Genomic DNA, 13,212 nt, shown 5'->3' on the forward strand with positions numbered 1-13,212 from the left:
TCGCGCGTTCCTCCCACCTGTTCTTCCCGGAACAGCGGTCGTACTCACGTTTCCCCCGGAGGGGCGCGGTCGTTGGGCCCGGCGTGAGAGACGCAGTGAGACGCGCACGGGCGGTCCTGGCCGCCGTACTGGCAGGGGCGGCCCTGATCACGGGGCTCGCGGGCTGCACGGCCGACGGCGAGCCGCTGTTCGGCGACAAGCCCCGCTCGCCCGTGGACGCCATCCGTATCGCCCCCGCCGACGGGGCCAAGGGCATCGGCACCGGCGCCCGCATCGAGATCGAGGTCCCCGACGGGCGGCTGGAACGGGTCCGGGTCGTACGGGTCGAGGACGCCGACCAGCACGAGGTCACCGGCCGGATCGCGGACGACGGGCTGAGCTGGCGACCGGACGCGGGACCGCTGCGGCTGGCCGCCACCTATCGCATCCACGCGGTCGCCGTCGACGGCCACGGCCGCCGCTCGGCCCGGCACACCTCATTCACGACGGTCGTCCCCGAACACCGCTTCATCGGCTACTTCAAGCCGGAGAACCGCTCCACCGTCGGCACCGGCATGATCGTCTCCTTCTCCTTCAACCGCGCCGTCGTCGACCGCGCGGCGGTCGAACGGGCCATCGAGGTCACCGCGCAGCCGCCCGTGGAGGTGTCCGGCCACTGGTTCGGCTCCCAGCGCCTCGACTTCCGGCCGCGCGCGTACTGGAAGCCGGGGACCCGGGTCACCGTCGGCCTGAGACTGCGGGACGTCGAGGCCGCACCCGGTGTGTTCGGCATCCAGCACAAGACCGTCGGCTTCACGGTCGGCCGGTCCCAGGTCTCCACGGTGGACGCCGAGGCGCACACCATGCTCGTACGCCGCGACGGCGCGAAGCCGGTGCGCCTGCCGGTCAGCGCGGGCGCCCCGAAGACCACGACGTACAACGGCAAGATGGTGGTCACCGAGTTGTACGACGTCACGCGGATGGACGGCAGGACCGTCGGCTTCGGCGGCGAGTACGACATTCCGGACGTCCCGCACGCGATGCGGCTGACGGCCTCGGGGACATTCCTGCACGGCAACTACTGGGCCCCGGCGGACACCTTCGGTTCGGTCAACACCAGCCACGGCTGCATCGGGCTGCGGGACGTGAAGGGCGGCAGCCCCGGCACCCCGGCCGGCTGGTTCTTCGACCGCACGCTCGTGGGGGATGTGGTGGAAGTGGTGAACTCACGCGACCGGAAGGTGGCTCCCGACAACGGCCTCGGAGGATGGAACATGGACTGGGACCGCTGGAAGGCCGGTTCCGCACTCCGATGACCCCTCCCTGACCTGCACGGCCCCCAGCCGTTCCCTCGCACTTGGGACCGAACGGTGACATACACACAGAGTCGGCGACACGCCCGGTGTGATTACCATTCACCAGACGCGCGGTTGCTGCGCGTGGGGGTGCGGGCCGTGGCTGGGGCCAGGCCGTGCGAGGGGAGAACAACACGTGAAAAGGCAGCCGATATCGGGGACGTCGGCGGGGGCGCGCAGGGGGCGCGGATCCCGGCGCGGCGGACCTGGACTGCTGGCTCTGCTGCTCGGGGCGATGCTGCTGTTCGTCACGGCGTGCGCGGGAAGCGATTCCGGTGACGGCGACGGCAAGGGCGGCAAGGGCGGGGCGGGGAAGGCGGGCGACACCCAGGCGTCGCAGGCGGTGGTGAACATCGCCCCGAAGGACGAGGCGAAGAACGTCGCCACCAGCGGCGCCCTGAAGATCGGCGCGGACAAGGGCAGGCTCACGTCCGTCAAGGTCGAGGACACCAAGGGCAACGAGGTCGAGGGCAAGGTCAGCAAGGACGGCTCGTCCTGGGAGCCGAACCACCACCTCGCCGCCGCCACCCAGTACAAGGTCCACGCGATCGCGAAGGACTCCGAGGGCCGCGAGTCCGCGAAGGACACCACCTTCACGACCCTCGTGCCGCAGAACACCTTCGTCAGCTACTTCACGCCGGAGGACGGCTCCACGGTCGGCGTCGGCATGCCGGTCTCGCTGCGCTTCAGCCGGGGCATCACCGCGCCGGAGGCCGTCGAGAAGGCCGTCAAGGTGACGGCCGAGCCGTCGGTGCCGATCGAGGGCCACTGGTTCGGCAACGACCGCCTCGACTTCCGTCCCGAGAAGTACTGGGCGGCGGGCACCAAGGTGACGCTGAAGCTGAACCTCGACGGCGTCGAGGGCCGGCCGGGCGTGTACGGCAAGCAGTCGAAGACGGTGAAGTTCACGATCGGCCGCAGCCAGGTCAGCACCGTCGACGCCAAGGCCAAGACGATGAAGGTCGAGCGGGACGGCAAGGTCTTCAAGACCATCCCGATCACCGCGGGCGCGCCGTCCACCACGACGTACAACGGCCAGATGGTCATCAGCGAGAAGTACGAGGTGACGCGCATGAACGGCGCCACCGTCGGCTTCGGCGGCGAGTACGACATCAAGGACGTGCCGCACGCGATGCGCCTGTCCACCTCGGGCACCTTCATCCACGGCAACTACTGGGCCGGCGCGGGCACCTTCGGGTCGGCGAACGTCAGCCACGGATGCGTCGGGCTCCAGGACGTGCGGGGCGGATGGGACAAGAAGGCTCCGGCCGCCTGGTTCTTCGACAACTCGATCCTCGGCGACGTGGTCGTCGTGAAGAACTCCGAGGACAAGCAGATCCAGCCCGACAACGGTCTCAACGGCTGGAACATGTCCTGGGCGGAGTGGAAGAAGTAGCACGCCGCAGGCGCGTACGGACCCGGTGCACTGTGATCGAGCGCACCGGGTCCGTTGGCGTTAACGGGGGCTAACCTCGCTCGTATGACTGTGAATCTCGAAGTCTCCGAGGGCGTCGGCACCATCCGGCTGGCCCGTCCCCCGATGAACGCGCTCGACATCGCCACCCAGGACCGGCTGCGCGAGCTCGCCGAGGAGGCGACCCGGCGCGACGACGTACGCGCCGTGGTCCTCTACGGCGGCGAGAAGGTGTTCGCGGCCGGCGCGGACATCAAGGAGATGCAGGCGATGGACCACGCGGCGATGGTCGTACGCTCCAAGGCCCTCCAGGACTCCTTCACCGCCGTCGCCCGCATCCCCAAGCCCGTCGTCGCCGCGGTCACCGGCTACGCGCTGGGCGGCGGCTGCGAGCTCGCCCTGTGCGCCGACTTCCGTATCGCCGGCGACAACGCCAAGCTCGGTCAGCCCGAGATCCTGCTCGGCCTGATCCCCGGCGCCGGCGGCACGCAGCGCCTCGCCCGGCTGGTCGGCCCGTCGAAGGCCAAGGACCTGATCTTCACCGGCCGGCACGTGCGGGCCGACGAGGCGCTGGCGATCGGCCTGGTCGACCGGGTCGTGCCGGCCGCCGAGGTGTACGAGCAGGCGCACGCCTGGGCCGCGAAGCTCGCCCAGGGCCCCGCGATGGCGCTGCGGGCGGCGAAGGAGTGCGTCGACGCCGGCCTGGAGACGGACGTGGACACGGGGCTCACCATCGAACGCAACTGGTTCGCGGGGCTGTTCGCCACCGAGGACCGCGAGCGCGGCATGCGCAGCTTCGTCGACGAGGGGCCCGGCAAGGCCAAGTTCCTCTGAGCGGCGGCAAGTTGCCGTGACCGACGGGGTAATCCTCCCGGGCGGACAATCCGGCCGTGAGTACGCGTGAACGCGCCTCGCCGCGAGCTGTGCGTGATCATGCGTAAGCGGCACGTCATCGCAGTTCGCAGGGGGTGCGGAGGGGCATTCGGTGCCAATGGCATATGTCAACCCGCACCCCCGGGGGTGTCGTGGCGGGGCACCGAATCCACCGTAACGGCCCCGGGCGGCCCTCCGGGCGGCCATGATGGGGGGCATGGCGGGGCTGGAGGGTACGGAGCAACCGCGGCCGCGCGGCAGCGCGACTGCCGCGCGCTGGACGCCGGCGGTGGAAGACGAACAGGCGTTCAAAGCCGTGGAGTTGTACGGCAATCCGGCGGAGGAGGAAGTGCGGCTGCCCTCCCGCCCGGAGTCGGCGGCCACTGCGCGGCGGCTCACGCACTGTGTGGTGTTCCGTCAGTGGCAACTGTCGCCGCAGACCGCGGAGTACGCGGTGCTGCTGGTCTCGGAACTCGTGGGCAACGCCGTGCGGCACACCGGGGCCCGCATCTTCGGGCTGCGCATGCTGCGCCGCCGGGGCTGGATGAGGATCGAGGTGCGCGATCCGTCGCGCGGCCTGCCCTGCCTGATGCCCGTGCACGAACTCGACACCAGTGGCCGCGGGCTCTTCCTGGTCGACAAGCTCTCCGACCGGTGGGGCGTGGACCTGCTGCCGCGCGGAAAGACCACCTGGTTCGAGATGCGCGTGGGTGACCGCACCGTCGAGCGCTGAGCGGCCTTCCGTACCGGCGGGACACGCGGGGTCGGCCGTACCGGCGGGCGCCGAGTGGCCGCATGCACAGAAGCCCCCTGCTGCCGGGTGTGGCGCTTCGGGGGCTTCTGTGGAGCGCCGTGGAACGGGGGGGTGTGATCCACGGCCGCTTGTGGTGACGACCTGGCCCGGGTCAATGGGGGTCGTGGCACCGACTATGGCAGACAGGTGGGCAGGGCGCCAAAAGGTCACACCGGGCAAAAGTGTGGCAAGAATGGACATTCAGATGTTGAATTGCAGGTGAACTGAGCCACTCACCTGGTAAACCGTGCATACATATCGGCTCGTGCGCGTGAATCGATAGTTTCCGCGCAGAGGGGTTCGGGCGCGGCGGACGACCCGCTGCGGCCCGAATTGGCTCAATCATTACCTTTTGCTCGCATTACCCCTTAAATGGGGCGCGTGACAGTGACATGCCGCCGCGACGTGCTGCGCGCCGGAGCCGGAGCGGCCGGGGCGGCCGTCGCGGGGACGCTCGCCGGCGGCTGCGCCCCGGGCCCCGGATCACCCGCTCCCGCAGCGCCCCACGCCACTGCCGTGCCGCCGCACCCGGCCCCCGCCCCGCACCGCTACACCGGACTGCCCGTCCAGATCGCCCACGGCCCGCGCGACCGCGCCCGGGTCGCCCTCACCTTCCACGGCGCGGGCGACCCGGCCACCGCGCGGGCCGTGCTCGACGAGGCCGAGCGGGGCGGCGCCCGCCTGACCGTCCTCGCCGTCGGCGGCTGGCTCGACGCCCATCCCGCGCTCGCCCGCCGGATCCTCGACGGCGGCCACGACCTCGGCAACCACACCCAGCGCCACCTCGCCGTCTGCGCCCTGGGCGAGCGCGAGGCGTACGCCGAGATCAGCGAGTGCGCGGACCGGTTGCGCCGGCTCACCGGGTCCATCGGCACCTGGTTCCGGCCTTCGCGCGCCCAGTACGCCACGCCGCTCGTCCAGCGGCTGGCGCGCCGGGCCGGATACCCGCACGTCCTCGCGTACGACGTCGACTCGCTGGACCACACCTCGCCCGGCGCGGCGGCCGTCACCCGCCGGATCGGCGGCCGGATCCGCAACGGATCCGTCGTGAGCCTGCATATGGGCTACCCGGACACGGTCGCCGCCCTGCCCGCCCTCCTCGACGAACTCGACCGCCGCGGCCTGCGCGCGGTGACCACCACGGAGCTGCTGACCCGATGACGACGATCACCCGACGTACGACCGCGCTGCTCGCCGGCGTCCTCCTGGCCGCCCTCGCGGGCTGCGCCGGCCAGGACGAGAAGGGGCCGGCGGCGGCGCGCGGCAGCGCGGCGCCCGGCGAGGTGAAGAAGACCGAGCCGGCCGGGCTGCCGGGGATGCCCCCGGTCCTCGACCCCGAGGACGTCTACGCCGCCGACCGGCCCGGCAGGCTCTCGCCGGTGGTCAAGGACTTCCCGTCCCGGGTCTACGTTCCCAACACCAACTCCAACACGGTGTCGGTGATCGACCCCAGGACGTACAAGGTCGTCAAGACGATCCCGGTCGGCGTCCAGCCGCAGCACGTCGTCCCGTCCTGGGACCTGAAGACCCTGTGGGTCAACAACAACCGCGGTCACACGCTCACGCCGATCGACCCCGCCACGGGCGAGGTGGGCGAACCGGTGGAGGTGCACGACCCGTACAACCTCTACTTCACGCCCAACGGCAGGTACGCCGTCGTCATGGCGTCGATGGACCGCGAACTCGTCTTCCGCGACCCGCACACCATGGACCGCGTCAAGACCGTGCCGGTGAGCTGCGCCGGCGTCAACCACGCGGACTTCTCCGCCGACGGCAGGTACTTCGTCGTCTCCTGCGAGTTCTCCGGCGAACTCCTCAAGGTCGACACCGAGAAGATGGAGGTCGTCGGCCAGCAGAAGCTGCCGTTCGAGGGAGCGATGCCGCAGGACGTGAAGATCTCCCCCGACGGCAGGACGATCTACATCGCCGACATGATGGCGCACGGCATGTGGGTCCTGGACGGCGAGAAGTTCACCACGCCCGAACTGCTGCCGACGGGCAAGGGCTGCCACGGCCTGTACGTCTCCCGCGACTCCAAGGAGATGTACGTGTCCAACCGGGGCGAGGGCTCGGTCTCCGTCTTCGACTTCACGAAGAAGAAGCTGACGAAGAAGTGGCACCTGCCCGACGGCGGCAGCCCGGACATGGGCGGCGTCTCGGCCGACGGCAAGGTGCTGTGGCTGTCCGGGCGTTACGACTCGGAGGTGTACGCCATCGACACCGTCACCGGCAAGCAGCTCGCCCGGATCCCGGTCGGCGGCGGTCCGCACGGTCTCGCGGTCTACCCGCAGCCGGGCCGCTACTCCCTGGGCCACACCGGCATCTTCCGCTGACGGGCGGTCCCGTGCACGTGCCGGGTCTTCCCCCGGAGCCCCGGCACGAACGCCCCGGCCCTCCTACCACAGCACGGGCAGCCGCTCGGGCAGCCGCCCGGTGAAGCCCGTACGCCACACCAGTCGTTCCGCCGGCACCGCGAGCCCCAGCCGCGGCATCCGCTCGACCAGCGCCGCCAGCGCCGACTCCGCGTGGGCGCGGCCCAGCGCGGACGCCGGACACACGTGCCGGCCGCCGGGGGAGAGGTGCGGGTTGTGCGCGCGGTTCAGGTTCAGGGTCTCGGGGTCCTCGAAGACCCCGGGGTCGAAGTGGGCCCCTTCGACGAGGACCAGGACGAGATCCCCCGCGCGTACGAGCACGTCACCGAGGAGTACGTCGGCGAGCGCGAGGTGCGGCAGCCCGTCGCGGACCGACAGGTTCCGGCGCAGCAGTTCGTCCACGGCGCGGCCCATCCGGTCCGGGTGGTCCCGCAGGTGGGCGATCAGCTCGGGCCGCTGGAGCAGGGCGAGCAGCGCGAGCGACAGGAACGCCGACGTGGACACGGCGCCCGCGCCGAACAGCGAGGCGGCGACGGTGGCGAGCGTCTCGTCCGTCAGGTGCGCGCAGTCCGGGTTCTCGCGCAGCGCCGCGAGCTCGCCCAGCAGCCCCGCCCGCTCGGGCACCGGGGCGTTCAGCCGCTCCGCCATGTAGCCGAGGTCCTTGTACCAGTCGAGCGGGGAGCCCTCGAAGGGCTGGGCGCTCGTCATGAAGGCGACGTCGAGACTGGCCATGAGGCGCGGCCAGTCCTCGAACGGCACCCCGAGCACCTTGCAGTGCAGTGCCGCCGAGAAGGGGTCGGCGAACCCGGCCCGCAGGTCCACCGGCGGTCCCCAGGCCATCAGGTCGTCGATGAGACGATCGGCCGTGATGCGCAGCCAGCCGTGCAGCCCTTCCCCCACAGGGAGGTTGAGTGCCTTCATCACCGCCCCGCGCAGCGCGGCGCCGGCGGCTCCGGGCGGGACGGTCGGCGCGTACGGGCCCGGGGAGCCCTGGGCGGCCGTACCCGTGGGGCGGAAACGTTCGTCCTCCAGCACCTGTGTGGCCGGCCCGTAGCCGGTGACGAGCCAGGCGTGGTCACCGGTCAGGGTGCGCACGCGGGCCACCGGGCGCTGCCCGCGGAGCCAGGAGCGGTCGTCGGGGCGTGCGCCGCCCCGCCGCGAGCGGGGGAATTCAAGCAGCTTGTCGGTCATCGTCCGCAGTCCTTCCGTGGGCGGCGTCGGGGTCTACGGCGGCATGGGCCGGGCCGGGCCACGTGTACGTGCTTCTGCCGCCGGGGCGCGCGCAGCTCAGGGCGCGGACGCCGTCGCGGCGGACGGTGCGGGTGCGGGGTGTGTGGGGCTGGAATCCGGATGCGTCAGTCGTGAGGTCCACTGAAGAACGCCCTTGGGGCCGCTAGTCCCGAGGAGCCCTGTGCTCCTGGTGTGGCGGCGACGCCAAGAAGTTACCGTCCGGCGGCGGAGAGTGACGAAGCGGTCCCTGCTTATGGCCGGAACTGGGCATTCAGGGGCGGAAAATGTGCTCGTTTCGCGGAAGACGTTTCGCGGCGAAGCACTTCAGCCGATTGCCGCCCGGCCGCCACTCGGCCGCCCCCCGGCCGGCGCTCGACTGCCGCCCGGCCGGCGTGCGCCGGGTGCCTGCCGGGCCCTGTGGCCGGACCGATAATCTGTGCGGGTTCTGATCAGCACCAGAAGGGGTGGGTCCAGTGGCGGACATCGAGTCGGCGCGCAAGGCGTTCGAGCGGTACGACCTCAACCGGGACGGGACGATCTCGGCGGTCGAGTACAAGAGCGTCATGGCGCAGCTCGGTGACCCCTACGTCACCGAGACGGTGGCCCAGGCCGTGATCAACTCCCACGACGGCGACGGTGACGGCAAGCTCACCTTCGACGAGTTCTGGGCGTCCCAGAACAAGGGCTGACGCCGCGCGGTACGGGCCCGGACCCCGCAGCTCAGGCTGTCGGGTCCGGGCCCGTACGCGTGCGGGCGCCCATGTCCGCGAGCTCGGCCCCGGCCGCTTCCAGCCAGCCGATCCAGAAGTTCTCCAGGTCGATCCCGGCGCGCAGGACGAGGTGCCGCAGCCGGTCGGCGTCGCCGGCCCGGCCGTCGCCGAAGTCCCGTTCCTCGATCGCCCGGTACTCCGCCAACTGCGCCCGGTGGAGGGCCAGATGGCGGAGCACCTCCGCCTCCAGGCCCTGCGTGCCCACCACCCCCGCCGCGCGCAGGCGCAGCAGGAGTGCGTCACGGATGGGCTTGGGTTCCTCGATCCGGGCCACCCAGGCGGCCAGTTCGTCGCGCCCGGCGGCCAGGACCTCGTACTCCTTCTTCTGGCCGCGCGTCGGCTGCCGCGGGCCGGGCAGCGCCCGGATCGCGCCGGACTCCTCCAGCTTCCCCAGCTCGCGGTAGATCTGCTGGTGCGTCGCGGACCAGAAGTAGCCGATGGACTTGTCGAACCTGCGGGTCAGCTCCAGCCCGGACGACGGCTTTTCGAGCAGCGCGGTGAGGATGGCGTACGGGAGGGACATGAGCGCATCCTAAGGAGGCCGGGCCTCACAGGGTCGCCGCGAGTTCGGTCCCCTGCCGGATCGCGCGCTTCGCGTCCAGCTCGGCCGCGACGTCCGCGCCGCCGATGAGGTGCACGGGCAGCCCGGCGGCCAGCAGGGTGTCGTACAGGTCGCGGCGCGGTTCCTGCCCGGTGCACAGGACGACCGTGTCCACGGCGATGACCTGCGGCTCGCCCCCGACCGTCACGTGCAGGCCCTCGTCGTCGATGCGGTCGTACGAGGCTCCCGCGACCATCGTGACGCCGCGGTGCTTGAGCTCGGTGCGGTGGATCCACCCGGTCGTCTTGCCGAGCCCGGCGCCGACCTTGGTGGGCTTGCGCTGGATCAGGTGAACGGTGCGGGTCTGCGGCGGCCGGGCCGGGGCCTGGAGGCCGCCGCGTGCGCCGTACTCCATGTCGACGCCCCACTGGGCGAAGAACACCTCGGGGTTCAGGCTCGCCGCGTCGTCGTCGCCCGTGGACGTGTCCGTGAGGAACTCGGCCACGTCGAAGCCGATGCCGCCCGCGCCGATGACCGCCACGCGGTCGCCGGCCTTCGCCTCGTCGCGCAGCAGGTCGAGGTAGCTGATGACGCTGGGGTGGTCGATGCCCTCGATCCGCGGGACGCGCGGGGTGACGCCGGTGGCCAGGACTATCTCGTCGTAGCCGGCCGCGGTGAGGGCCTCGGCGGTGGCGTGGGTGCCGAGGCGCAGCTCGACGCCGTGCTCGTCGAGCTGGTTGCGGAAGTACCGCAGCGTCTCGTTGAACTCCTCCTTGCCCGGCACCTTGCGGGCGATGTTGAGCTGGCCGCCGATCACGTCGGAGGCGTCGTACAGCGTCACGGCGTGGCCGCGCTCGGCCGCCGTCACCGCGCAGGCGAGCCCGGCCGGCCCGGCGCCGACGACGGCGACGCGCTTGGCGCGGCGGGTGGGGGAGAGGACGAGCTCCGTCTCGTGGCAGGCGCGGGGGTTGACCAGGCAGGAGGTGATGAGCCCGCTGAAGGTGTGGTCGAGGCACGCCTGGTTGCAGCCGATGCAGGTGTTGATGGCGTCGGCGCGTCCGGCCGCGGCCTTGGCGACGAAGTCGGGGTCGGCGAGGAACGGGCGGGCGAGCGACACCATGTCGGCGCAGCCGTCGGCGAGCAGTTCCTCGGCCTTCTCCGGGGTGTTGATGCGGTTGGTCGTCACCAGCGGGATGCTCACGGAGCCCATGACCCGCTTGGTCACCCAGGCGTACGCGCCGCGCGGCACGGAGGTCGCGATGGTGGGGATGCGGGCCTCGTGCCAGCCGATGCCCGTGTTGATGATGGTCGCGCCGGCCGCCTCGATCGCGCGGGCCAGGGTGACGACCTCCTCCAGCGACGAGCCGCCGGGGACGAGGTCGAGCATCGACAGGCGGTAGACGAGGATGAAGTCCGGGCCGACGTGCTCCCGCACGCGGCGCACGATCTCGACAGGGAAGCGCATGCGGTTCTCGTACGAGCCGCCCCACCGGTCGTCGCGGTGGTTGGTGTGCGCGGCGGTGAACTCGTTGATCAGGTAGCCCTCGGACCCCATGATCTCCACACCGTCGTACCCCGCCGACTTCGCGAGGCCCGCCGCGCAGACGAAGTCCTCGACGGTCTCCTCGACCTGGGCGTCGGTCAGGGCGTTCGGCGTGTACGGGCTGATCGGCGCCTGGATCGCGCTCGGGGCGACGAGGTCGGGGTGGTACGCGTACCGGCCGAAGTGCAGGATCTGCATCGCGATCCTGCCGCCCGCGCGGTGCACCGCCTCGGTCACCTGGCGGTGCTGGGCCGCCTCCTCGGGCGTGGTGAGCTTCGCGCCGCCCGGGTACGGGCGGCCGGCGTCGTTCGGGGAGATGCCGCCGGTGACCATGAGACCGACGCCGCCGCGGGCGCGGGTCGCGTAGAACTCGGCCATCCGCTCGAAGCCGCGCTCGGCCTCTTCGAGCCCGACGTGCATGGAACCCATGAGCACGCGATTGGGCAGGGTGGTGAAGCCCAGGTCGAGCGGGCTCAGCAGGTGCGGGTACGCAGTCGTCGGACTCATGCCGCAATGTGTAGTCCACGCGGAGCCGCTTGTGCAACAAGTTGCATAAAGAATGCCGTGTTAGTTGGACGACATCCGCGCCTCGTACAGTGTTCGGGCCGGCCGTACGAGCCGGCCCCCCTCCGCGTACGACAGGCTCAGGTTCTCTTGCCCTCCCTCGCAGTGTCCCGCCCCGTGTGGCTCTCGCCCAAGGTCTTCCGTACCGAGTTCCTGGCCGGCCTCGTGGTCGCACTGGCACTGATCCCCGAGGCGATCTCGTTCTCGATCATCGCCGGCGTCGATCCGGCCGTCGGCCTCTTCGCCTCCTTCACAATGGCCGTCACGATCGCCTTCGTCGGCGGGCGGCCCGCCATGATCTCGGCGGCGACGGGAGCGGTGGCACTGGTCATCGCCCCGCTGAACCGCGAGTACGGCCTCGGGTACCTGATCGCCTGCGTCATCCTCGCGGGCGTCTTCCAGATCGTCCTCGGCGCGCTCGGGGTCGCGAAACTGCTGCGGTTCGTGCCGCGCTCGGTGATGGTCGGCTTCGTCAACTCGCTCGCGATCCTGGTCTTCATGGCGCAGGCGCCCGAGCTCACCGACGTGCCGTGGGCGGTGTATCCGCTGGTCGTGGCCGGCCTGGTGCTCATGGTCCTCTTTCCGAGGATCACCCGGGCGGTGCCGGCCCCGCTGGTCTCCATCGTCATCCTGACGACCGTGACGCTGGCCGCCGGAATCGCCGTACCGGACGTGGGGGACAAGGGCGACCTGCCGTCGTCCCTGCCGGTCCCGGGGCTGCCGGACGTGCCCCTCACCGTGGAGACGCTGAAGATCGTCGCCCCGTACGCGCTGGGGATGGCGCTGGTGGGGCTGATGGAGTCGCTGATGACCGCCAAGCTGGTCGACGACATCACGGACACGCGCTCCAGCAAGACGCGCGAGTCGATCGGCCAGGGCGTCGCCAACATCGTCACCGGCTTCCTCGGCGGCATGGGCGGCTGCGCGGTGATCGGGCAGACGATGATCAACGTCAAGACGTCGGGCGCCCGCACCCGCCTGTCGACGTTCCTCGCGGGCGTCTTCCTCATGATCCTGTGCGTCGTCTTCGGGCCGGTCGTGTCGGAGATCCCGATGGCGGCCCTGGTCGCGGTGATGATCCTGGTCTCGGCGGCCACCTTCGACTGGCACTCCGTCGCGCCCGGGACGCTGCGGCGGATGCCGCTCGGCGAGACCGTCGTCATGGTCGTCACCGTGCTGTGCGTGGTGGCGTCGCACAACCTCGCCGTCGGAGTGGTCGTCGGCTCGGTCACCGCGATGGTCGTCTTCGCCCGGCGCGTCGCCCACCTGGTCGACGTCACGGCGGTCACCGACGAGGACGCCGGACGGATCGTCTACACGGTCACCGGTGAGCTGTTCTTCGCGTCGTCCAACGAGCTGGTCGAGCAGTTCGACTACGCGCTCGGCGGCCCCGGGCACGTCGTCATCGACTTGACCGCCGCGCACATCTGGGACGCGTCGTCGGTCGCCGCGCTGGACGCCATCACGACGAAGTACGAGCAGCGGGGCCGGACCGTGGAGATCGTCGGGCTGAACCAGTACAGCGCGAAGATGCACGGCACGCTCAGCGGGGAACTCGGCGGCGGCCACTGACGCGCGGCGCGTGTCCGCCGCCCCGGCCGGGGCGCGGCCCGCGACGGGTGTGGGGGCACGACTGGGGTCGGCGCGGCCCGTGCCGGAGTTGGCAGGGGTGACCGGGGCGACCGGGGCGGTGACGGGGGCCGGGGCGGCGGCGGTGTCCCGAGCGCCCGGGGAGTGGCCGGGGCGTGGGTGCCCGGTGGGGCGGGGTGGCCCGGGCG

11 protein-coding genes are annotated in these 13,212 nt (G+C 71.3%); 8 read left to right on the top strand and 3 right to left on the bottom strand.

Annotated features, from left to right (window positions below):
* The first annotated feature begins 95 nt into the window (after nt 1–95).
* The 6 genes from ACWGH0_RS02570 (at nt 96) to ACWGH0_RS02595 (ending at nt 6,747) form a co-directional block, all read left to right on the top strand.
* A complete protein-coding gene (locus ACWGH0_RS02570) occupies nt 96–1,295 on the top strand; it encodes an Ig-like domain-containing protein (RefSeq protein ID WP_453402276.1) in 1,200 nt (399 codons plus the stop codon).
* Between the two features lie 175 nt (nt 1,296–1,470).
* Nucleotides 1,471–2,730, top strand: coding sequence for a L,D-transpeptidase (locus ACWGH0_RS02575; protein WP_453402277.1), 1,260 nt, complete (start codon nt 1,471–1,473; stop codon nt 2,728–2,730).
* Between the two features lie 84 nt (nt 2,731–2,814).
* Nucleotides 2,815–3,582, top strand: coding sequence for an enoyl-CoA hydratase/isomerase family protein (locus tag ACWGH0_RS02580; protein ID WP_453402278.1), 768 nt, complete (start codon nt 2,815–2,817; stop codon nt 3,580–3,582).
* Nucleotides 3,583–3,826: 244 nt separating this feature from the next.
* Nucleotides 3,827–4,354 (top strand): ATP-binding protein, encoded by a 528-nt coding sequence (locus ACWGH0_RS02585; protein WP_453402279.1) that lies wholly within the window; start codon nt 3,827–3,829, stop codon nt 4,352–4,354.
* A 432-nt stretch (nt 4,355–4,786) separates the two neighbouring features.
* Nucleotides 4,787–5,575 carry a polysaccharide deacetylase family protein gene (locus ACWGH0_RS02590; RefSeq protein WP_453402280.1) on the top strand — a complete coding sequence of 263 codons (789 nt, stop codon included), beginning with the start codon at nt 4,787–4,789 and terminating at the stop codon, nt 5,573–5,575.
* On the top strand, nt 5,572–6,747 hold the full coding sequence (locus tag ACWGH0_RS02595) for a YVTN family beta-propeller repeat protein (protein ID WP_453402281.1): 1,176 nt from the start codon (nt 5,572–5,574) through the stop codon (nt 6,745–6,747). Before ACWGH0_RS02590 ends, ACWGH0_RS02595 begins: the two co-directional genes overlap by 4 nt.
* A 63-nt stretch (nt 6,748–6,810) precedes the next feature.
* Here ACWGH0_RS02595 and ACWGH0_RS02600 read toward each other — a convergent pair whose 3' ends face one another.
* Nucleotides 6,811–7,977 (bottom strand): cytochrome P450, encoded by a 1,167-nt coding sequence (locus ACWGH0_RS02600; RefSeq protein ID WP_453402282.1) that lies wholly within the window; start codon nt 7,975–7,977, stop codon nt 6,811–6,813.
* A gap of 512 nt (nt 7,978–8,489) precedes the next feature.
* Between ACWGH0_RS02600 and ACWGH0_RS02605 the strand changes: the two genes are divergently transcribed.
* Nucleotides 8,490–8,705 (top strand): EF-hand domain-containing protein, encoded by a 216-nt coding sequence (locus tag ACWGH0_RS02605; RefSeq protein WP_453402283.1) that lies wholly within the window; start codon nt 8,490–8,492, stop codon nt 8,703–8,705.
* Between the two features lie 31 nt (nt 8,706–8,736).
* On the opposite strand, the gene ACWGH0_RS02610 is transcribed toward ACWGH0_RS02605, so the two are convergent.
* Together ACWGH0_RS02610 and ACWGH0_RS02615 are read right to left on the bottom strand one after the other, a co-directional pair.
* Entirely contained in the window at nt 8,737–9,309 is a 573-nt protein-coding gene (locus ACWGH0_RS02610; protein WP_453402284.1) for a PadR family transcriptional regulator, read from the bottom strand.
* Between the two features lie 25 nt (nt 9,310–9,334).
* The gene (locus ACWGH0_RS02615; RefSeq protein ID WP_453402285.1) at nt 9,335–11,377 is read right to left on the bottom strand and encodes an oxidoreductase; all 2,043 of its coding nucleotides are present in this window, start codon (nt 11,375–11,377) and stop codon (nt 9,335–9,337) included.
* Nucleotides 11,378–11,539: 162 nt separating this feature from the next.
* Here ACWGH0_RS02615 and ACWGH0_RS02620 point away from each other — a divergent pair, with 162 nt between their 5' ends.
* Nucleotides 11,540–13,006: a SulP family inorganic anion transporter gene (locus ACWGH0_RS02620; protein WP_453402286.1), complete on the top strand. Its 1,467-nt coding sequence runs from the start codon at nt 11,540–11,542 to the stop codon at nt 13,004–13,006.
* Nucleotides 13,007–13,212 lie beyond the last annotated feature (206 nt).

Source organism: Streptomyces sp. NPDC054887 (genome assembly GCF_053610585.1).